The following is a 22,245-nucleotide window of genomic DNA, read 5'->3' as shown; positions in this document are numbered from 1 at the left end:
TAGCTTGCTTTTGATAATCTGTTATCATCCAGAAAAACTACCTCGAGAATGGGGAGTAACTTGTGACTGACAGAAAAATTTAAAATTTTCTTTCGCATTATTTAAAATAATTTAAATTACACCATGGATATCCAGCAACTTATCAAACAGGCCTTAGAGGATTATCTTGGCGATTACAAACGGTATCAAAATCTGTTATTGTTATGTTCTATTGGTTTTCAAAGTCTTCTAGTCATATTGGTAGCCATCAGAATGGAGAAATTTAAGGCGATGCTGAAGAAAACTGAAATCAAATTTACTAGATATCATGAATTACAGATCGAGGCGCTCAGGGTAGCTTACCAGAAACTTGTTTTGTTTGGTGTGGCAAACAAAAGCCTGTTGAACAGTGAATATGATACTAATGATCACAAGGGTTTTAAAAACAGAATCAACAACTGGATACACGCGCATCATGAATGTATTAACCAACTCGCCTACAGTAAAATAGTACTTCCAAAAAAACTGAAAGGGACAATTTCTGCAATGATAGGAGACTTTCAGCAAATGACGGAAATACTAATCGGTGAGAAAAAACACCTTGATTATGTTGAGGAGGATAGTCTGGGAGATTGGAACATGATGTATTCATATAGTGAAAGAGAACTGGAGGTTATTAATGGAAAAATAGACCGCCTGAAAGCAAAGCAGAATATTACGAAAGCTACCGAAAATATCGAGCTGCTAAGGGATGAAATAGAGGAATTATTTGAAAGAATGAATAGTTAGTATAAACATGGCAAACGATAATCTTATTCTGGCAACCACGTCCAATGGTAAAAATATTACCGTCAAGGACTGCATGAATCATTTGGTCAAAAAGGATAAGGTTCAACTTGCATATTTTATCTACGACAGGCTTTATGGCCGGTATTTAAAACCTTTCAGCTTTCCAGACAAAGAATATGTAAGAAGTTATAAAAATGGTTTTTCGATCATGTCAGCCTGCTGCCTTCTGATAGAGACCTATGCATCTTTTACTGATAAAAGATTTAGAAGAACCCATATGCTGAGCGGCAAAACATTTGGGCATTTTTTTACTACCCAAAGCAGTTTTTCTGAATTATCTGAAGGTGGCCTTAATCCAGACGGTACCATTGCGGATCGGAAAGATGGAGGCTTGCCAAATGACTTTTATGAAAATGTACGATGCGGAATCCTACATAATGCAGAGATCAAAAATGGGTGGACGATTACGAGAGAGGTAAATACACCCTATTTCGACCCAGTTACTAAAACCCTAAATGCAACCAAATTCGCAAACCGTCTAACGGCGGTTCTTACAGATTACAGGGATCAACTGATTAAATCTGACTTTGATTGTGATGACATCTGGATAAATTTCAAAAACCGACTGGGCGATTTAATCAATCAATCCTAATAAAAGGCAAAATTGTCCACATAGAATATTGGATCACTGAGAATTTCTACGCCGTTGATATCGGAGAGAATCAGCTCACCTTTTGAACTGTATTGGGATCTTATAAATATTTCTCAAGAACAACTCTACACTAAACGCTCATTTTGGTATAGTTCAGTAGAAATTCTATATCTTAGTTCCATCTAATTTCTCAAAATGTATATTTCTAAGCTCTCTATTCGAAATTACAGGAACTTTAAGAATATGTCCCTGAATTTCAGCCAAGGCGTTAATACAATCATTGGTGAAAACGGCTCCGGCAAAACCAACATCTTGCAGGCACTACGCCTTCTGATAGATGAAAACCTACCAAGGCATGTAAAACTCTATGAATCAGATTTCAACAGGGCATTAAATAAATGGAGAGGACACTGGATTATAATCCAGGTCATTTTTAACGAACTAGACACTGCGGAAGAAGCGCAGGCAATTGCTATGCATAAAGCGGGCTCGATGGACGAACTCGATTTTAGCAAAGGGAGTTACTCTCTGATCTTCAGGCCAAGGGAGAGCGTACGCCGACAAATCTTTGAATATTCACTCACTGAGGACAAGACAAAGGCCGGGCTTGAAATGATTCTTGATTATGTCACCTTAGATGATTACGAGGCAGTTTTTAGGGGCCGAGGTTCAGCTGATTTTTCCGACGATAACACTTATAAGGAATTTGTGGGTGATTTTGATAACGTGGTTTTTCCAGATCCTGATCTGCAACAAAGCAATATTTATGGGATTAAAATTAGTGGATTTTCGATCCCAAATGAGCTTTCATGTACATTTATCAAGGCACTGCGCGATGTTGAGGCGGATCTACGCTCCTACCGCGATAATCCTCTGTTGAGTCTGCTTAGAGGAAAGGAAAAAAATATTGAAGTAACCGATAAGGATAGTATCATCAAGAAGGTAAAGTCTCTGAATGCTGAAATCACTGGATTAAATGAAGTCAAAACGGTTTCAGGAGGAATCTCACAGAGTATTAGGGAGGCTGTCGGTGAAACCTATGCGCCCTCTATTGATATCCGCTCAGAACTTCCCGAGGATATGGATAAGCTATTGCAATCTTTAAAACTATGGGTCGGAGATCCGGATGAAGATGATCACAAAGGAAGGATTTGGGAATTGAGCCTAGGCGGAGCAAACCTGATCTACTTTTCGCTTAAGTTGTTAGAATATGAGAAGGTTAAATCCGAAAATAAGATTGCAAATTTTTTATTAATAGAGGAGCCTGAAGCGCATATTCATACACATATCCAAAAGACACTCTTTCAGAAGCTACATAACCACAAGACCCAGATCATCATTACTACACATTCTACTCATATTTCGTCGGTAAGTAAGATCAGTTCGCTCAATGTGTTAAGTAGAAACAATAAGCATGCAGTAGTTTTCAGTCCTTCCAATGGGCTGGATGAGGATGAGGTTACGGGAATTGAGCGTTACCTAGATGCAGTGAGAACAAACCTAATGTTCGCTAAAGGGGTTTTAATGGTTGAGGGCGATGCGGAACAGATTACAATTCCGACGCTGATAAGTAAAGTTTTTGGAGTAACTCTTGATGAGATTGGCATCAGCTTAGTCAATATTGGAAGTACTGGATTTGAAAATATCGCAATACTCTTCAGTGATGAGCGGCTTCAGAAAAAATGCAGCATCCTAACTGATCTAGATGAATCTATCCTAGATTTGCCAGACGATCCAGATGAAGATTCCAAAATAGAAAAAGACTGCCGAAATTCAGAAGATTCTGGAGCTGCACGAAAAATAAAGCTGGATGAATTTTGTAAGGACAATCAATGGGTAAAGCCATTTTACGCAGATTACACATTTGAGGTGGACTTTCTAAAAGTTGGTAATGCACCTGAAGTTACCTTAATTGTTAAGAAAAAATTCAAACAGGAAGCGACCATTAAAAAGATAGTCGAGAAACTGACCAGTACTGAAATCGCCGTTTCCGGCGCAGAGATACTTCGGCTTGCGGATAAATTTGGCAAGGGCTGGTTTGCTATTATGGTTTCTGATGAGATCACACACCTTACCTACGTTCCACCTTATATCATTAATGCAATAGCCTTTTCTGCTAAAAACATATCTTCAAGTATTATTCTGCAGATGATGAGATACCGATTAGGAAAATTAAATCTAGAGGATTATTCAGGCAGTACCATAGATTACAATCAGCTTCTGCTTGATGTCAGCGGAATTACGAATCCAGCAGAGGCTATAAATTATTATATAGAAAAACTTCCTGATGATCAGTTAACCACTCTTATTAAAGCTATCCTAAAATAATGTTTAAGGGACTCAATATAGAGCAACAAAACGCAGTCACTGCATCCGGGCATGTTTTGTTAACAGCATGTCCAGGAAGTGGAAAGACGAGGGTTTTAACATATAGGGTTGCTTACGAACTTGAACGCCTCCGTCACAAAAAAATTGTTGCAGCACTGACTTTTACAAATAGGGCGTCCGATGAGATCAAACGGCGTGTAGACCGGTTGGACATGGATTCAGGTAGACTTTGGGCAGGTACTATCCATGCTTTTTGTCTGGAATGGATTCTTTACCCTTATTGTAGTTACCTTGAGCAATTACGGGATGGGTTTGTAATTGCAGATGAATTCATGATGGAGGAGATGCTTTCAGAGGTAAAATTTGAACTTGGGTACAGAAGGAATCAGCGGCTATCAACTAGGATAAGCCCAGATGGTTCCCTTTTCGAGCCTGATCTTACGCTACATCATGTGATTGAGGAATACCGCAAAAGACTAGCTGAAAAAAAAATGATCGATTTTGATCAGATGCTTTTTCTCTCGTACAAGCTTTTGTCTAAATTTCCAAGAATAGCTGCTACCCTTAACGCCCTCTTTCAATTGATCTGTGTGGATGAATATCAGGATACACAGGAGCTTCAATACCGCATCCTTTCCAAGATTATCAACGTTGATCCCTCCAGGACAACAATTTTCTTCGTTGGTGATTCGGACCAAGCTATTTATGGATCTCTGGGCGGTGTGGCAAAATCCATTGAAGATATTAAATTCATTTTCAACGGATTAGCAATCCAGGAGCTTAAGCTTTCCGGGAATTACCGTAGCACACAACGATCGATAGACTATTATCGTAATTTTCAAAGTGCAAATATTGATATTAAATCTAAGTGCGATTATCAGGATTTGCAGGGGGTGATAAGCTTTGAGGATACAGTTTTGAGGGATGACCTTGCGGAACGCATAGCGGAAATCATCCAAATAAACATCGATAACGGAGTTCCTGAGCGGGAAATCTGTGTACTAGGACCTCAGTGGTGGATGATTATTCCGATGGGGAGAAAGTTAAAAGCACTTTTGCCAGATATTGAGTTTGACGCGGTTGGTCTTTCCCCGTTGACCAGGAACAGGGAGAATATCTGGTTTAAATTTGCAAGACTTTTTTTGGTTGATCCAGCTCCTAACATGTATTTTGTGCGCAGTCGATGGGCTACTGAATTACTATCAGAACTTGACATAATTGGCTTACAACTTATGGCAGATATTGAGCATAGGTCAAAAAGATTTCTGCGCACATTCAATTCGATTTCTTCAACAGAAGAGCAAGGGCTTGAATATCTACAGGATTGCTTTACACAGTTTATGATACTTTTAAACATTAATATAGAGCATTACCCACTGCTTAAACTGCATTGGAACTCATTTTTCGATGGTATTCGTAAAAAACTGACTGAAAAGGATTTTCAGACTGCTTCAGATGTGAAAGGATTTAAGAGGATGTTTAGGCACAACCAAGGGGTTGTCGTTAATACCTGTCATGGTATTAAAGGTGAAGAGTTTCATACCGTGATTTGCTTTGGCCTGTTGGATGGTTTTATTCCTAATGCAGGTGAGATCGATCAGGATTTGGCTGGGAATAAACTATTATATGTGATATGCTCTCGAGCAAAGCGCCATCTGCACTTATTTTCAGAACAAGGCCATTGGAATAATAGGGAGACCACGCCACAACTTGATGCTGTTAATTTCAACTATGATAATAAGAACTGGTAAAAACGTAATTATTCATGTATATATGCTGTTTTTTACTAATAGCTTGTTTTTGCTCATGCAGTGCATGTCTCAATTAAATACTCAAGCCTTTCAATGTATGGAGATTAAAGGTGACTGAACATGATTTAGGTAATTGACAGAATAATAGCAAGTGAAAGACTATCTGATAATATAGCTGGTTAATTTAAGGATATTGGTTATTACCTTCAATAATTGTATATTGAAATAATTGATAATTACTCTTTATCAGAATACTGGTGGAAATCTATACATCCTTAATTTATGATGACCGAATGTTTTTTTAAATTTAGGGGGAGATTTGACTTCTCTCCACATCCTTATGAAATTGGTAATCCAATATTCTCCAATAGAAAATTAGAGGATAATTTTTTTGCGCTGAAACTTTATGGTCTACCTGAAGGTGAATTTAAAGCATTTTACGACTTTCATTTAAACCACTATCTGGCTCGTAATCCAGATGGGCGTGAAGGATTTTTCCGTAAGGTAAACCGAAGCATTCAAAGAAGAATCACTTTTTATTCGGGGAAAAACCCATTCAAACCTGAATATGAAATTCACTCTGCTAACCTAGATAAATTAGAAGCATTCCAACAGTTTTTAATTACCATTGATGAGTGGAATGTAAATACCTCTACAGAAAAAATACTAAATCAAAAAGATGCAGAAATTGCGCAGCTTAAAAGAAATCTGGCAGATTTACAGGCTCAGCTCGATGAAATCCTGCAGTATGAGGCGAGTGAAAAGATAGTAATCAACAGTGGAAATTTAGCTGCATTTATGGATCTCATGCGCCAGTTCCAAAAACTCATGCTTCCAAATGAGAAAAGGCTGGTGAGCACTCAGGGCCATAGTCCGTGGTATAAAATGGTTGCCAAAAATTTTGTTCATGGAGACAAGCCGATACCGCTGGCAACCGCTCAGAATTATTTTTCTTCTGAAGGCTCTTCTAAATATATTTTCATATCCGATAAGGATAGGGCTTTTGATATTGTTCCGGTTAAACCTGTTAACCGATATTAGCCGATTTTAAAGCGCAGCTATGCCCAAACACCTCCATTGGGCATCTGATTGCATGTTTCTGCCCCTACTTTTGATGTGAAATCTCCATATAGATAGCTTTTTGTTATGGCTAGCTGGAGAGCATTGATCATTAAATTTTTAAGAGACATGAATTTAGACCTGGTAACCAAAATTGATCTGCTTGAACTAAAAAGCGATCTGATCGAAGAGATCAAAAAAATTGTTCCACTCCAAACGGCTGCGCCCGATGAGTACCTCAAAAGTTCTGAGGTCAGAAAGCTGATGAAAATTTCAGCTGGTACCCTGCTGCACTTACGGGTGAGCGGCAAACTGCCTTTTACCAAGATTGGCCGTATCGTGTACTTTAGCCGCGAGGATGTCAGGCGGATCCTGGGTAACGGTACGCCAGAGAATGCGGTTGTCAAAAGATTATTTCGAGAGGAGGCACATGGGGAGCATTGATAAAAACCTTGATTATCTTAAAGACCGGATTCAGGCGGATCAAAGGCTTTCGGCGTTTCACGTGAGCCTATTGGCTGCGCTGATTTTTGCTTCGGAAAATTCTGGATTGATTCACCCTTTCCAGGTCAGCCGGAGCAAGCTGATGCGTTCATCTAAGATCTATTCGACGTCAACCTATCACAAGTGCATCAGTGAACTTAGGGTTTTTGGGTACATCTTTTACAGCCTCTCTTATAATCCATTCCTCGGAAGCCGGGTATCCTGGAACCTTGAAGATGAAACTGTGTTGAGCTGCAATTTATCTTAAGGACGACCATGGATGTTGTGAGTGCAACATAATAATTGAGCATTTCAAAATAGTTTTTTTTTATAATTCTTATGGGAGATCTGTTGGGATCGGTCTCCCACTAAAAAACTCTGAGGGGTTAAAGCAACATGCAAAAGGTCCTTTTTCATTTTCAGAAAAGGAGCAAGCGGTGGTTGGGCAGAGCCTCACCATCTGGCCTTTACGCTAGCGTAAAGGCTGTTTGGAGAACCCTCCAGGGGTTCTCTAGGCCGCTGGTGGCGGTTGGATTAAAGAAAAAGGAACCCTTTGCAGGGTTCGGGATATACAGCTATATGCATAGTCATATAGCTGTATATCTATAAGGCAATATATACTGTAGTGTATATAACAAGTTAATTAATGAACAATGAAACTGAGAATGGAAACTTTAAGAACCATAAAATATAATACGCAGACCGCGGTCAAAATGGATAAGATCGCTCAAAAACTTGGCCGCCCGAACCGGTTGGTTTTTGCGCAGATGGTGGATTACTTCTTTCGCATTAAGAAAGATCCACTTGATATCAATGATGAGCTGTTAAAGAATACACTGCTCAAACAGCACAAGGATTACATCGGTTTTATCAGGACCCAGGAAAATGACCTGCTTATTCCGATCAAAAGAGAGGTGGATCGGATGACGGGGAACCAGCAGGACATCAATAATCTTCTTCGAGAGTTGGAGAAAAGGAGCGATACGCTAGCCAGTGGCCAAAATGAACTTTTATCAGCCGGCAAAAATTACAGTAGCAAACTTTTCAATACTGATGAAGTGCTCAAAAGCATCCTAATGAAGCTATCGACGAGGGAGCAGCTTAAAAAACAGTTCCTGTACATACTCGGCACTTACATCAAAAGCAGGGATGCATTTAGCATGATGACTTCAGCCAAGGAGAAAGAAGAACTGATCAGGATAACCAAAAACCAGATTGATCTTTTATAGCCATGTACATCAATATTACGGACAATAAGGAAGCCAGTAACAAGGGCAGCAGTGGAGGTCTGGTAAATTACCTGGAAAAGGAGAACCGGACCGAGGATTTAAAGCAGCCGGAGCTATGGTTCAACGGAAACCGGCAGGATGTGGAGGCTTATGAAGTACGCCGCGCAATGGATGGAAACAATGCAAAGCTCGGGAGAAATGAGGCCAAGTTTTTCCTGATCAATATCAGCCCAAGCCAAAAGGAACTGGAGCATTTAAGGAAATCGGTTGGGGATCCCGATATGAAAAATGTGCTGAAAGTATATACGGAGAAAGTAATGGATGAATATGCAAAGAATTTCAGACGCCCCGGGATAAACAGCAATAAGGATTTGCTCTGGTTTGGCAAAGTGGAGCACAACAGGTATTATAGTCATAAGGATGTAGCGGTTAAAAATGGTAGCCGGAAGCGTGGAGAAAAAAAGAGTGGAAACCAGCTGCATGTACAGGTGATCGTCAGCCGCAGGGATATCACTAATAGAATCAAGCTCAGTCCCATGAACAGCTCGAAAGGTAAAAATATAGCACATTCCAGAAAGATGGGGCAGTTTGACCGGATGGCTTTTAAGCAATGTGGGGAGCATTTGTTTGACAATCAGTTTGGCTTTGAGCGAAACTTGAAAGATACCCTGGCCTATGCCAATGTTTTAAAGAACGGCACTTTACAGCAAAGGGAGCAGTTGGATATTCTACAAGAGGCGTCTACGAAAAATTACCAGAGCAGGTCTGTGGTTAATGAACTTGCTTTAGGTGTCGCTGAGGGAATTTTTTCTTCTGTTGGGAGCATGCTCGAATCTACGGGTAAAACCGTAGGCGAATTTTTGGAAGTTTTGATGGAGCCTGCTTTTATTCCGGATATCGCATCTGATACGATTGAAGAAGCAGAAAAGCGAAGAAGGAGAAAAGCGAGGCAACAACAGCAGGCTATGCAGCGTTGAGAGGAAGGACTATAGTTTTATAAAAAATCAAAAGGTCGGAAGAAGAAATCCCCTCGCGCCTTGCGGCCTGCGAAACACCCGGGTGCACTATCCCGGCATGTCTCGCTTTAGCTTCTACAGGAAAAAATAGTGGGGGTTAGTCAAATGAATTTATTTCCCCACCTGATCATTCTTAGAGCTTATTCGTACAGGATATTAATTTATTCCTGCCAGATTACAGTAACCGGTCGTTCCAGAGGACAGGACTTTCACTTTTACCCACTCTCCCTTTTTTGCAAGTCGGTTCACTTTTTGGTTGCGCTTAAGCGTTTCTATAACAGGATAGGATAATCCTGGCCCTGAGCGAAGACTGATTTCTTTGAGCTTTACCGCTGATAAAGATTCAGAAACGTAACTTTTCATATTACTCTTTTCAACACTAAAGGATTGCTTTTTCTGCTGACCAGATGCAGATGATCTCGGCTTGTAGCTAGATGCTTTTTTGCGGGGGCTGGAGTATACCGGGGTTTGCGATTCAACAGGTGAGCATACCCCACAGGTGCCTCCACTCCCACAGTGGGCACAACGGGAACAGTTTTTACACGCTGAACAATAAGCTGAACCGGTGCATCTTCCTAGCTTGCTTTCATTGACTGTGCCAAGTGAAGATATCTTTTGGCAATTGCCAAGAAAATAACAGCACATCAGTGCTATTGACAAAATAAATGCTTTCATGATTTTCGTTTTAATATAACGATATAAAGGTTGCTAAAGTAAAATACAATTGAAGATACGCCCGGGCAGTCTATTTATGCTGCCAGCATCTGCCACCTCCGACAACCACCCGTTTGCAATAGCCTCCGGTCTTGTTTTTTGCCCCGCAAACTGACGAGGTTGGCGCGGTGGTTCCGCCTGAGCTGTTCCCGCCGGTTGGGGTGGTGGAAACATAACTGCCAAAACTTGAGGTACCATTTCCAGAAACGGTGTTATAGGAAAGATCCGCACGGTTATAACCGAGATTTCCGTATACCGCTTCCTCGTCCTTTAAGATATAAGCCTGGATGGTCTGATAACTTGAAATGATTGATGAAACGCTTAACTTCAGATCAAAGGAAACCTTTTTCTCAATTTTATAAGTCCATTTGCCTATGTTGCTCGTTACCGTTTTGGTCTGATTGGTTGCATCGATGTAGGAAATGTTACAGTAATCACAGGTGACCTCATAAGAAAAAACTACCGGAACTTGCTCCTGCTCCTTTGCAGTTTCCTGCGCTGCTTTCTTACAGGAGCTGTGCATCATCACGACTAAAATAAGTAGTGCGGTAGACATTACTGATTTTGTAAAAATTGTGCTCATATTTCTGATTTGAATTAATAGGAGCCAAGGTATGAGAAACTAAAAAGACATCATTACGGGTTTCCGTAAAGTTGTGATAAATCCCTTGCAAACTTTACTAAGAGTCTGTTTTTAACCAGTCTATAAATCGAGGGGCTTTTGAACGGCTGACGTTTATAGGTTCTGGGGTTTGTGGTTGTAGTTTTACTTTAAGGCCTTTGTGTGGAATCTTTACATAGCCATCTACTGCCGCAGATGAGACAATATAACTTCTTGTTGCTTTGAAAAAAGATGCTTCATCTAGTTTTTTATAGAGACTGTCTAAAGCTATAAAACACACATCAAGATCACTATTATGATGCTGGATATAGGTTGTCCCATTTTCTACATAAATATAGGCAATAGCTGCGGTTGCAATTTTCTTCTCTCCCTTCCCATCAGGAATAAATAGATACAAAACCGGCGCTGGTTTTGGTTTTCCAGCCGTACTATTTAGCCATTCCGAAGATCTATACATATAGTAATAAACCATATGTAGGAGATTGATCATGATACAAATGAGTACAAGTAAGCTGGACATATTCCGGATATACCTTGTTGAGCTGATATTGACGTTGAGGAAATAAAAAGAAACCCAACTGAAAAAATAACAGATCAGTATAGGTGCCATAAATCCTAATAGAATCTGAAAAACAAGCCTTTTCCATAAATCTTTCTCCCAGAGCCACTTTGAATCCAGATAACTTGTGAAAATATTGGTAAAGGTTATCATGATGAAAACGGTTGCAAATGTATTTGCACATGCAATATGATACCAATCTTGGGTTAAGGTATGCCAAAACCGTGAGTTCATAGTTGGCCAGTTCAAACAAAGCGTTATGCATAGTGAGATCAGCATCATCCAGCCAAAGCTGAAATAATCCGGAAGATTTTTGCCATCTGATTTCTTGCTATGCATAAACTGCCTTATTAGTTTCATAAAAATACAAAAAGACCATTTTATTGGCCAGTCATTGGGGGCAATTCATCAAAGTGAGTGACAGTTCACCCCCGAAATTGGTGCAGTTGACGGAAAAACGTCCTTTTTGCCTCTATTTTTCTGAAAGGATAGGCCTAAATTTATTCAAGCAATCCGATAGGCAATGAACAATGATTTTAATGAACAGCCGTCAGGCTCTGAAAAAAAAGAGTATAAATTTCTTTGGATGAGATTTCAAAAACCGGAACGGGGAGAAGTTTATCAAAGCCTTTTTGGCATTATCGCAGTTGTCATTGGCGTTGGACTGGCTACACTATTTCCTCAGAAAAATTGCACATGCGAGGATCAGATAACAGACCTGAGACTGGAAACCTTGGCCCGTCAAGGTAACAAACAGGTCATGCACTATCAACGGGAGCGTGAAAGTGTCATTATTTGTGCCGCTAAAAGGGAAGAGCTCCTCAAAAAGCTTGAGCAAGAGAAAAGACGACGTTCAAATAAAGAAAATAGGCTCGATTGATTTGGGAAAAAATATTGAAATATGGTGGGTAGCACCTGTTTTCAGCCGCCCTTCCCGGGCGTTAAGTACAAAGCGCTAAGATAATCTGCCCAGAAGTTGATTAGGTTATTGGTGCGGAAACCGGCAGGTGCTCGTAAGTTTTGACCGGACTTTATACAGGGGACGCAGGCGCAGCGATAAGCGCGTATATTTTTAGAATGGGCATACAATAGCCAGGTTGTTGTAAAGGGTAAATGTTAGGCAAAACAGAAATTATGAAAACTTTAAGGGTAGCGCTATGGATTGAACGGATACCGGAAATAATTTTCCGAACCGGTCTTTCTGTGCTTGCAACGCTAATCCTTAAAATGATTAAGAAACGTTTAGCTAATGTAGAAGTAAAATTAGGTTCACCTGCATTAAGTGAGCCCAATAAATACCACGCCCAAAAGAGAGTAGTTGTTTATTTTCCACATGTTCGCAAATATGCGCTGTTCCCGGCGAGGCCGTGAGGCCTGCTGAAAGGAAAAAGGCTGTCCAAAGCTGAACAGTCCTTTTTCGGAATGCCCGCCGCAAGGGCGACCATAATTAAATCATTTTAAATTTAAACAATATCGGTATGTATACCAAATCATTTAATACTAAAAAAACATGGCTTGGAGCTATGTTTACATTTGCTCTTGTAGCAATCATGGGTTTGACTTTTGCATTTAAACCAGCAAAAAAATACGACGCAACCTGGTTTAGTTATAACCCGTCTGGAAGTCAAAACTCAGCGGCAAGCTATACCCGAAATCCTAGTGGTGGTGGATGTAGCGGAGATGTTTCGTTATGTGAGATTTATATAGAGAATCCATCTCAGGATCCAACAACCGGCTTAAGTCAAACAGATTTAAACGCCCTTTTGGCAGCTGAGAATCCCGGAACTCCATCTCCGACCACTTTTCCTGAGCAAAGCGAAAGTGTACACTTCAAAGTGGACTAAATAGTATAGGTCATTTATAGAAGTAAATAGGGTACTGTAAATTTACGGTGCCCTATTTATTTTTATTAACGCTCATTCTGTTCAAGCTCAGTTAAACTGATAACTTTCTGAGGGATGAGCCAAGTAAATCTTTTATCATTAGGTTCTAACCTATAAATTTTACCCTCCAGGTTTCTAGTGAGAAATATCGCGGCACCTTTCATATTTAAACGTCTAATATCCGTGAATCGTAATCCTCTGTAAATAAGCTCTTTTTTACGTTCCGCGAGAATCAGCTGGAGTGCTTCGTCACTGTTTGCAGCGGAGAAATCTGTAAAGCTTCCCGTTTTGAACCTTTTTCGAATCAGGGTGTTAAGTGTTCTCATTGATCCAGGTAGATTGCCCGTCCTGGCTTCACATTCAGCTTTAATTAGATAAAGTTCATCATTTGCAATTCCATTGAAAATATTGGAGGTAGAGCCGTTTAGACTTCCCTTGAAAAAGTATCCCCCCTTACCATTAGATGAAAAATAGACAGATTTTCGAAGATCATTATCTTGATAGCTCCTGTATAAGACCGTGTCAATTATGGCTCTGCTAGAAACTGAGACCAAGGGTAGATTGGTATTACAGTAAAATACTACTTCATCATTGAACAGAGGCAAGGGCGCAGTAGCTCTGGCATCCAGGGCATTGAAGTCCAGCAATCGGTTATTTAATTCCAGAGCAGATGATGCACTTTTCAGCGCGTTCTCATAGTCGCCCATAACAAGATATGCCCTTGCCATTAGCGCAAAGGCACTGGCCCTGTTCACTCTTGTTTTATAAAGTACATCAATAGGTAAAAGGGTTTTAGCCTCGTTTAAGTCCCCTAATATCTGTTCAAAGGTTTCCTTGATGGTGGACCTTTTCGAAGGTATGGAAAAGTCGGAATTCGCTCGTAACACGATACCTTTAGTGCTTTCTGCTGTGTTAGGGTCAAACTGTGCTGCAAAGGTCTGTGAAAGCTGATAATATGCATGGGCCCTGAAAAACAATGCTGAACCTTTTATGCTGTTGTATTCAACGGCTGTTCCGTTTTTACCAGCGCGATCAATATTGTCCAGAATCGTGTTTGCATAATATACAATAATATAAAGTGCCTCCCAGTCCTGGTCATTCTGTGTTTCAGGGGACCAGACATAGCAGTCCTTATCAAATTGCTTTGGCAATGCTGTCCAAACAGTAGGTTGCAAATAAAACTCATCGCTTGCATTCATAGGGGCGATTGCGGCCCTGTTCATTCTCGCGGCCCCGTCCAACAGTGCCTGGAGGTCCTGCAGTTTATCAGGGGTTGAAAGGCTTCTGTCCGGTTTTTCATCAAGGAACTTTTTACACGAACTCAAGCTCATTGCGATTGACACTAGTAAAATCAAGTATGTTGCTTTCATTTTATAAAAGATTTATTTTTAATCCTGCTGATATACTTCTTGGTAAAGGGAATGCAGCGTTCCCATTGTTGTAGTCGGGATCAAGCCCCTCTTTATTTGCCCGCCACAGGATGCCGACATTATTGATGTATATATAAAATGATATACTGTTTGCCGGAAGGGCACTTTTTCTTTTCAGTGCCATATCATAGCTCAAACTGATGTCCTGAATACGGATATGGTTGCCATTTAATACCGAGGCCTCTGAGCCCTGATAAAATGAGTCTCTTGCCGGGATGGCCGGATATATCATTGAAGGGACATTAGTCTTTAACTCGTCGCCTGGCACTTGCCATCTTTTAGAATATTCCGGAGAGGAAGCACCATTGTTGTAAAGGTTATAGTAAGAAATGGTTTTTTTTCTGAAATAATACCCCATTTTATAAGTCATGTTAATGGCGAGACCGAAATTCTTATAATTGAAACTGTTTCGTAGGGAACCGAAATAAGGGGGAAGCGCAGTTCCTTTGTAAACCAGGTCCTCTACAAGTGTGCCGTTCAGAATAGCTGTATAGTCTTGACTGGCCTCGCTGTTGAGATAACCGATGGGATTACCTGTTTTACTATCGAGACCACCCCATTTGAAAGCCCATAATGCATAAGGATTCGTATCTTGTGCCTGCAGGATCAATGAGCCGTCCCCCAGAGCATAGTCGAGGCCCTGGCGCTTTGATACATCGTTCTTGATTTTTGTGATTTTGGCAGAAGCCCTGCTGAAAAGCAGTGTTGTACTCCACTTAAAGGCTCCATTTAAATTAAGCGTATTAAGGGTGATATCCACCCCCTCGCCCAACATTCCACCACTATTTGAAGAAATACCCCCAAAACCGGTTGTCGGATCTATAAGCTGGCCCGCGATGAGATCGTCAGTTCTCTTGCTATACCATTCAATGCTTCCGGAAACCCTGCTCTGGGCCACGGAAAAATCTAAACTTAAGTTCAATGTTCTAACAGATTCCCAGGTCAGGTTGGGGTTCCCGCTTGAGAGGATTGTCGCATTCTGTAAATTGGCGATGATATTGTTCGCGCCTGAAGAATAAGAAAGTATAGGGATGGAGGATATGCTGTTGTTGGTATTGCCGCTGACTCCATAGGTGGCCCGTAGCTTTAGCATAGGTAAAAAACCGATACTATAAAATCCTTCCCTGCTGATTTCCCAGGCAAATCCGGATGACCATAAGGGCTTCCATTTATTATTGGTACTGGCTCCGAATATATTGGAGGCATCTCTTCTTATACTCCCTGATAGGATATATCGCTCTTTAAAAGTATATGCGGCATTGGCATACATCGATACAAAGCGGTTTTCAAGCTGGGTAAACCCTGCGTCGAAGGGGATTCTTCCAGTACCGAGTTTACCGTACTTTGTAAAATTGGTAATGTAATCTACGCTCGAGATCGAAAGTGTATTTTCATCGTAACCATATGTTCTGTCGTAGTTACTTTTGGTGCTGCCATCCCGGACTTCAAAACCAGCTATTCCTGTTATATTGTGTTTATTCCATTGTTTGTTGTAACTGAGCTGTGCCCTCGCAGAATGAACACCTAAAGTACTGTTACTTGAATTTAGGATTGAACCTAATGGTACCCTATAGGTAATTTTTTCACCCTGTAGCAATGTAAACTGATTGATCAGGTCCCGTGTCAGAAATGTTCGTTGATTGTACAGGTTTGTGGCTGCAGTCTTGTTTTCTTCAAATTGGTATTTAAGGTCAGCAGCCCAGCTATCGCTTATTCTGTACCTGATTCCTGTATTAATAAGTATCCCTTGGAGACTGTTGGTATTGTTAGCGTTGGCCAGCTCGTCAAGAGGACTATATTGCCAATTCAAGAGCTTCCCTCTTCCTGCTGTATCCAGATACCCGGATCTATAATTTTTTGCAAAATAAACTGGGTTTCCAGAATCATCAGCTAACTGGGCGTATGGATAAAGGTTTTTTCCGGATGCATATTGAATGTCGCTTATTCCGCCTGGACTGTTGTTTTCTGAAATGCTATTGGAATACTGTAATCCAAACAGTATTTCAATATTTTTTATGGGTTTATAAGTGTTCTGGGCCCTCAAAGTTATTCTTTGGTATGAATTACCCATCTGGTTTAAGAAATTCTTATCAAAGCCTGCAGAAACAGCATAGGCCATCTTTTCAGATCCACCGTTTATACTAAGATTGTATTGCTGGCTTATTCCATTCCTATAAAGATTTTTATCGAAATCTTTTCTTACATCCCTACTTTTCAACTGATCAACCAGTACCAAGGAGTCTGCGTTTGAGATAAGTTTTTTTCTGGACTGATCGAAAATCTCGACAGCAGGTGAAAGAACAGGATACGTAGTGTTGTTCCCTAAGGCAGAATCATAGAAGCCCTGCCTAAACAGGTACTGCTCAATATCAATGAAGTCTGAGCTAGACATACTGGGATATTTAAAGAGATTCGGCTTTTCGGAGACAATCAGGTTTGCTCCCAATGTGATTTTGGTTGAGCTGTTAAGCTTTCCTTTTTTTGTGGTGATTACGATAACACCATTTCCTGCCCTTGCTCCCCAGATTGATGCTGCTGCGGCATCTTTCAATACTGTCACCTGTTCAATGTCCGACGGATTTATATTTAGGATATCCCCTTCATAAGGAAAGTTGTCGAGTACAATGAGAGGTGTTTTTATGTTACTGGAAAGCGTACTGATCCCTCTTATAACTATATTTCCCGCGCTTGCTGCACTTTGGTCGGGACTTTGGCCGCGTCTGTCAAACTGAAGACCGGTGGTAATTCCTTCGAGCCTGCTTGGGATATCCGTTCCTGTTCTTCTGTTCAGCATTTTGTTATCGATCACCTCAAAAGATCCTGTCGCTCTCTCTTTTGATATTGTTTGATACCCTGTACTTACCGTTACGTCCTCTAGTTGGTTGGATGTAGGAACAAGTGTGATGTTGATAGGCGTTCGTGTTTGAACCACTATTTTTAGCTGGCTGTAGCCCATCTTGCTGGCTATTAGGGTGTCCGGGAGTATGATTAAAACGATTTTAAAGACTCCATTTTCATCCGAAATAGAGACAGTCCTGTTTTTTACTAGTCTGATTGAGGCTCCGGAAATAATGTTGCCGTTTTCCTTATCGCGCACAGTCCCGCTTATCGATTGCGCTTTTAGCATGAACGGTAGTATGACTAGAAGAGATTGAAATAATAGCCTATTCATTTTTAGCTGATTTTATGAAGTCATTTTTTATAGGAAAGTTTATTTTCTCTCCTGCAATAACTTTGTTGATATTTTCTTGGTTAACCTCTTTCGGTCTTGTAATAGCCAGAACTTTTGCGTTTTTTATCCAAACCAGATGAGAGATAAACATGTGGGGGAATAATTTTTTAAGAATTGTATCCCCATATATCATCGGAATTTTTGTCTTTCTTGCGATCTCATTATGTCGGAAGAAATAAAGTGATTTCTCCTTATTTTCGGGCGATACCATAAAGATTTTTAACTTATCAAATTTGTTTTTAAGTGAATCGAGTTTTGGAATAGCTGCAATGCAGCCTGAACATGACGAATTCATAAAATCCAGAATAATCAGATCATCTTTGTAGTGATCTAATGCAAGGGTTTTACGGCTTTTAGGTAAGTTGCTTGCTTGGAAAATGGTGGCTAAATCTGATCTGCTTAAAGTATCACCTATATTTAGAGATCTAGGTATATTGACTCCCTGGCCATGGCAACATGTGGCAAAAGAGGTAAATGCAAAAAAAATGAGCAGACTAACTGCGCATATTTTTTGGATAAATGTCTGTCGCAAAATTTGAGTTTGGCAGACGTTACTTAAAGCCTTGGTGTTTATCGTAGGAAAACAGTTTGTAGACTGATTTTCCAGTTTTTTATATCCAGAATTTGTACATAACAAATCCAGTAAGATATTTTTTATCTTTATTTTCATGATTTGGTTAGTTGGTTTGGAAGAGATAATCGGGGAAGAAGAACCAAGGCAGGTTATCATTAAAGAACCTATTTCTATTTAACCATCCAGGTTACCGCCTTGATTTTGACTGACTATATTGGATTCTTAGGCTTTAAAGCATAAAGCCTATCAAAGGGATAGTGTTTGCTTAGGTTCATGTTGTTTTAAATTTATATGTGTAATAAAAAAACAGACAAAAACCAGCCCTTCTGCATAAAAACATGCGGATAAGGGAAACCATATTTGTTATTAGGAAAAAGATACTTACCTTGGGATTGCGAAAAACCATTGTGTTGCACCTTTGCCTAATCAGCAATAAAGGGCTGGTACCAAGCTAAATTAACCCACCGGGACTTTGTGTGCTCTCTTCACATTAGCCTCTACTATTTGGGCTTTATTTAAACTTGTATTTCCTGCACGCGCATTACGATGGAGAACAGATAATGTTCTTTAACATGAGTTTAAGGGAATAACTAAATATCTCTTCCTGGAAGTGATACAATTTGATGGCGCTTAATTTTTTCGTTTTCATAAACGGTTGTTTTTATGTAAAACGATGCGAACTCAACAAAAGCAGAAGGAAACCAGACTGGTAGAAACCAATAGGGCGAAACTCAATGCTTTTGAAAGAGGTACCGCTAAGAACCACACAAACCTCGGTTTGTGTTCCACAAAAGACTGACATGAGTATCGCCCTATTGAATATAAGATATCACGAAGATAGCAAAACTCAATAGATAGGCGAACTCACGATCGGCTCATGTGGAAATTTAGCGGTTTTCTTTCATGAGTGACATCGTTAAAGCCTGGTTGCCCCGACTCTGTTTGTCGCTATAAATAACTAATAACAAATATAATAAAGTTTGAGTTATACGCAAACTTTTTATTCTTTTTATTTGACATTTTGGAGAAAAAAAACAATAAAAGTGTAAACAGGATTAAACAGCTTGCTAAGGAGAAGGGTGCTTCGTCTCGGTTAATATCACTATGGGTTGATGTTGACTATACAACGGTAAGCAATTGGAGTTCAAACAAATATCAGCCAAGTGATGAGAAGCTAAATCAAATAGGTGAACTATTGCAAAAAGATAATCGTGATTTATTAGAGCCACAGGGGCGAATTGATACAGGTTTGGCCAAGGCTTTAGAACAAGAGTTGAAGAGATTGCACAAAGAAGAAGGAATACCCTATGAAGTTGAAAAATTGGACAAGAAAAGGGGTGTCAGTGTTAAGGTAAATAATCCGGAGCTGGTAAAGAGGTTGAGGGAGTTTGCTGAGGGTTATAAAAAGAAATAGGGAGTTTGTTTGATCGGTTAAGAAATATGTAAGGAAAAAACAAGCTCCCCCCTTATTGTTCAATGGATATAGAGATATGATATAACGACGAGACTGGGTGGTAGTAGGGTTGAATTACCGTCAGATATCCTGATTTAACATTCCGTTTAAAACGCATTCTAGCCAATAGGCTCATATTTAAAAACAACAACTAAATTAAGCGCTAACTTTTCATGACTAAGCCGATAATATTTGGAGAGATAAAAGGTATCCCAGAAGGCTATCAATTTGAAGATAGAAGAATAATGATGAAGGACAGTTTCCATAGAAACTGGGCCGGAGGAATAGATGGGACAGGGAAAACAGGCGTTTCGGCTATTGTACTTTCAGGGGGTTACGCAGATGACGAAGATCTTGGCGATACAATCATTTATACAGGTGCTGGTGGTAATGAGGGCGACAGTAAAAAGCAAACTAAAGACCAAGACTGGAATAACCGAGGCAACGCTGGATTATTAAAAAGCATGGACGAGGGATTACCCATAAGGGTAATTAGAGGGGCAAAACACAAAAGCCCATTTTCTCCAAAACAAGGCTACAAGTACGCAGGTCTTTATAGTGTAATAGACGCGTGGCAGGAGATCGGTAAAAGCGGTTTTAAAATCTGCAGATACAAGCTCGAGTACACAGGTATTAATCCCCATAGGAAAACCACAGAAGAAATAGAGCTTGATTACTCGATTAAAGAGAAAAAAAGAATCGAAAGCGTTGTTTTAAGAATAGTTCGCGACACCAAAATAGCAAGAGAGGTCAAACTGCTCTACAATTATCAATGCCAGATATGCAATGAAACCATCATTACCAAAGTTGGTCGATATGCCGAAGGTGCACACATTAAACCTTTAGGCAAACCACATAACGGAGATGATAACTCAAATAACCTAATATGTTTGTGCCCTAACCATCATGTAATGTTCGACAAAGGGCTATTCTCTATTTCAGATGACTTTAACTTATTAGGCGATGTGGCTGGAAAGCTAATTTTGAAAGAAAAGCATAAACTAAATTTATCAAACCTAGCTTATCATCGCGTTGCACATGGATACAATTAAAGTTGTTTGCGGCATTATTTTTAATGAAGATAAAATACTTCTTTGCAGAAGAAAAGCTGAAAAATCTCTTGGTGGTTGTTGGGAATTCCCTGGTGGAAAAGTTGAACCTGATGAATCGGAGAGCGATGCGTTAATAAGAGAACTACGAGAAGAACTCTCCATGCAGGTTGAAATAGACAAACATTTTAAAACCATTATTCATCAATATGGAAATGTTCAAATAGAACTTATAGCTTATGACTGTAAGTTCATTCAAGCTGATTTCGTGTTGATAGACCATGATGAAATTCAATGGATAAAAAAGACAGAACTACTTAGCTTCAATTTGGCCCCAGCAGACGTTCCTATTGCTAAAGCACTTATTGCATAAAAATGAATTCGATATTTCACGCAAAAGAAATGCAAGGTGGCTATACTTGGACCATTACCTCCAAACTAGACCATATTCTGCATACGGCAGAATAAAAATATGGACTAAGAGATAAAGAATATACTATACTCGGTATAGAGCTAAACGAAAATGGCCCTCAAGTTTGGTATCCTGGAAACAGGAAGCATATTGTAATCCAAATATCAACAGACTGCGAGCATGATATCAGCCGTGCAGTATTTCAAACTGCACACGAGGTTATACACTGTCTTTGTCCAACCGGAAAAAGCAATGCGAATGTTTTAGAAGAAGGTTTAGCAAATTTGTTTTCAATTGATTATAGCCTAGAAAATGGCCATGGCTTTTGGCGAGCAGCGAATCACAAGTACACAGATGCAAGCCATCTACTAAAAGAATTCCTTTCATTTGATCCAGACATCATCAGAAAATTACGTAAAATCCAGCCAACCATTTCTCTGATTAATAAAGCATTGACCTTAAAAATCAACCCCAATGTTCCACCGGAACTCGCAGAAAAACTTACGGAAAAATTCTAGTTCTTAAACTTGTACTATCAAAATCCAAACCATTATTAACAGCAATGGTAATCATCGAAAAAGTTGCATCATGAAACCGCTGTTTAAGCAAAGCTACATCAAAGTCCTCTCCAACACAAATACACGAAAGCTACTGAACATACTCAATCACCACATCCCAAAACAACTTGGGTTAAGGTATCAATCATGGAGGCAATTAAGATTTAATATATTTGCACAGGTTAAGGCAAAAAATAGTAACGTTTAGTTATCTCGGGTAATAAATACAAATGCCGAGAATATTATTGATTAGGATTAATCTGTTAGCAATAATAGTTTATCTTGTCTTTACTGAATATGGAATTGCAATTCGTAAAAAGGATTTGTTCTATTCTGTTTTTTACAGCATCCATTTATTCTTGATTTTTCCTATTACACACTTTGTAACGATAGTATATCTCAGTTGAATGCATTAATAAAAGAAAAGTATTGGACGAAATTATTTTACTGCCAAAAGTGGCGAAAAATTGACTT

General features: G+C 39.7%; 20 protein-coding genes. 14 read left to right on the top strand and 6 right to left on the bottom strand.

Translation table 11 applies throughout. The features are described 5' to 3' along the window. The first annotated feature begins 123 nt into the window (after nt 1-123). The 8 genes from AC04Q1_RS08285 to AC04Q1_RS08250 all read left to right on the top strand — a co-directional run bounded on the left by AC04Q1_RS08285 (nt 124) and on the right by AC04Q1_RS08250 (nt 9,247). Entirely contained in the window at nt 124-768 is a 645-nt protein-coding gene (locus AC04Q1_RS08285) for a hypothetical protein (protein WP_478363597.1), read from the top strand. A gap of 7 nt (nt 769-775) precedes the next feature. Further along, nucleotides 776-1,420: a hypothetical protein gene (locus tag AC04Q1_RS08280; RefSeq protein ID WP_478363595.1), complete on the top strand. Its 645-nt coding sequence runs from the start codon at nt 776-778 to the stop codon at nt 1,418-1,420. A 195-nt stretch (nt 1,421-1,615) separates the two neighbouring features. Then, nucleotides 1,616-3,748: an ATP-dependent nuclease gene (locus AC04Q1_RS08275; protein ID WP_478363593.1), complete on the top strand. Its 2,133-nt coding sequence runs from the start codon at nt 1,616-1,618 to the stop codon at nt 3,746-3,748. Further along, complete coding sequence (locus tag AC04Q1_RS08270; protein ID WP_478363591.1) at nt 3,748-5,499, top strand: UvrD-helicase domain-containing protein; 1,752 nt, start codon at nt 3,748-3,750, stop codon at nt 5,497-5,499. The genes AC04Q1_RS08275 and AC04Q1_RS08270 overlap by 1 nt, the downstream gene beginning before the upstream one ends. A 282-nt stretch (nt 5,500-5,781) precedes the next feature. Next, entirely contained in the window at nt 5,782-6,540 is a 759-nt protein-coding gene (locus AC04Q1_RS08265) for a hypothetical protein (protein WP_478363590.1), read from the top strand. A 147-nt stretch (nt 6,541-6,687) separates the two neighbouring features. Beyond that, nucleotides 6,688-7,002 (top strand): helix-turn-helix domain-containing protein, encoded by a 315-nt coding sequence (locus AC04Q1_RS08260; RefSeq protein ID WP_478363588.1) that lies wholly within the window; start codon nt 6,688-6,690, stop codon nt 7,000-7,002. Between the two features lie 692 nt (nt 7,003-7,694). Then, nucleotides 7,695-8,270 carry a BfmA/BtgA family mobilization protein gene (locus AC04Q1_RS08255; protein WP_478363586.1) on the top strand — a complete coding sequence of 192 codons (576 nt, stop codon included), beginning with the start codon at nt 7,695-7,697 and terminating at the stop codon, nt 8,268-8,270. 2 nt (nt 8,271-8,272) lie between these two features. Beyond that, nucleotides 8,273-9,247, top strand: coding sequence for a DUF5712 family protein (locus AC04Q1_RS08250; protein WP_478363584.1), 975 nt, complete (start codon nt 8,273-8,275; stop codon nt 9,245-9,247). 195 nt (nt 9,248-9,442) lie between these two features. Here the strand turns inward: AC04Q1_RS08250 and AC04Q1_RS08245 are convergent, their stop codons facing one another. From AC04Q1_RS08245 to AC04Q1_RS08235, 3 genes are all read right to left on the bottom strand, one after another. Continuing rightward, nucleotides 9,443-9,961 carry an SH3 domain-containing protein gene (locus AC04Q1_RS08245; protein ID WP_478363582.1) on the bottom strand — a complete coding sequence of 173 codons (519 nt, stop codon included), beginning with the start codon at nt 9,959-9,961 and terminating at the stop codon, nt 9,443-9,445. 70 nt (nt 9,962-10,031) lie between these two features. Then, complete coding sequence (locus tag AC04Q1_RS08240) at nt 10,032-10,583, bottom strand: hypothetical protein (protein WP_478363580.1); 552 nt, start codon at nt 10,581-10,583, stop codon at nt 10,032-10,034. Nucleotides 10,584-10,680: 97 nt separating this feature from the next. Then, nucleotides 10,681-11,520, bottom strand: coding sequence for a LytR/AlgR family response regulator transcription factor (locus AC04Q1_RS08235; RefSeq protein ID WP_478363578.1), 840 nt, complete (start codon nt 11,518-11,520; stop codon nt 10,681-10,683). Between the two features lie 184 nt (nt 11,521-11,704). On the opposite strand from AC04Q1_RS08235, the gene AC04Q1_RS08230 reads away from it, so the two are divergent. The 3 genes from AC04Q1_RS08230 to AC04Q1_RS08220 all read left to right on the top strand — a co-directional run bounded on the left by AC04Q1_RS08230 (nt 11,705) and on the right by AC04Q1_RS08220 (nt 13,025). Continuing rightward, nucleotides 11,705-12,061, top strand: a complete 357-nt coding sequence (locus AC04Q1_RS08230; protein WP_478363576.1) for a hypothetical protein — start codon at nt 11,705-11,707, stop codon at nt 12,059-12,061. Nucleotides 12,062-12,315: 254 nt separating this feature from the next. Then, complete coding sequence (locus AC04Q1_RS08225; RefSeq protein WP_478363574.1) at nt 12,316-12,552, top strand: hypothetical protein; 237 nt, start codon at nt 12,316-12,318, stop codon at nt 12,550-12,552. Nucleotides 12,553-12,659: 107 nt separating this feature from the next. Then, nucleotides 12,660-13,025 carry a hypothetical protein gene (locus AC04Q1_RS08220; RefSeq protein ID WP_478363572.1) on the top strand — a complete coding sequence of 122 codons (366 nt, stop codon included), beginning with the start codon at nt 12,660-12,662 and terminating at the stop codon, nt 13,023-13,025. A gap of 65 nt (nt 13,026-13,090) precedes the next feature. On the opposite strand, the gene AC04Q1_RS08215 is transcribed toward AC04Q1_RS08220, so the two are convergent. The 3 genes from AC04Q1_RS08215 to AC04Q1_RS08205 are packed head-to-tail and all read right to left on the bottom strand — an operon-like array spanning nt 13,091 to nt 18,396. Beyond that, nucleotides 13,091-14,434, bottom strand: coding sequence for a RagB/SusD family nutrient uptake outer membrane protein (locus AC04Q1_RS08215; RefSeq protein WP_478363570.1), 1,344 nt, complete (start codon nt 14,432-14,434; stop codon nt 13,091-13,093). Between the two features lies 1 nt (nt 14,435). Then, nucleotides 14,436-17,621, bottom strand: coding sequence for a SusC/RagA family TonB-linked outer membrane protein (locus tag AC04Q1_RS08210; protein WP_478363568.1), 3,186 nt, complete (start codon nt 17,619-17,621; stop codon nt 14,436-14,438). Between the two features lie 37 nt (nt 17,622-17,658). Then, the gene (locus AC04Q1_RS08205) at nt 17,659-18,396 is read right to left on the bottom strand and encodes a TlpA family protein disulfide reductase (RefSeq protein ID WP_478363566.1); all 738 of its coding nucleotides are present in this window, start codon (nt 18,394-18,396) and stop codon (nt 17,659-17,661) included. Nucleotides 18,397-19,321: 925 nt separating this feature from the next. Between AC04Q1_RS08205 and AC04Q1_RS08200 the strand changes: the two genes are divergently transcribed. The 3 genes from AC04Q1_RS08200 to AC04Q1_RS08190 all read left to right on the top strand — a co-directional run bounded on the left by AC04Q1_RS08200 (nt 19,322) and on the right by AC04Q1_RS08190 (nt 21,175). Then, the gene (locus tag AC04Q1_RS08200) at nt 19,322-19,714 is read left to right on the top strand and encodes a hypothetical protein (protein WP_478363564.1); all 393 of its coding nucleotides are present in this window, start codon (nt 19,322-19,324) and stop codon (nt 19,712-19,714) included. A gap of 212 nt (nt 19,715-19,926) precedes the next feature. After that, the gene (locus tag AC04Q1_RS08195) at nt 19,927-20,805 is read left to right on the top strand and encodes a YDG/SRA domain-containing protein (RefSeq protein WP_478363562.1); all 879 of its coding nucleotides are present in this window, start codon (nt 19,927-19,929) and stop codon (nt 20,803-20,805) included. Next, a complete protein-coding gene (locus AC04Q1_RS08190) occupies nt 20,792-21,175 on the top strand; it encodes a (deoxy)nucleoside triphosphate pyrophosphohydrolase (protein WP_478363560.1) in 384 nt (127 codons plus the stop codon). Before AC04Q1_RS08195 ends, AC04Q1_RS08190 begins: the two co-directional genes overlap by 14 nt. The last annotated feature ends 1,070 nt before the right edge of the window (nt 21,176-22,245 follow it).

Source organism: Pedobacter humicola, from assembly GCF_056490705.1.
The sequence above is the reverse complement of the archived record's forward strand: the minus strand, read 5'-3'. Positions and strand labels throughout refer to the sequence as shown.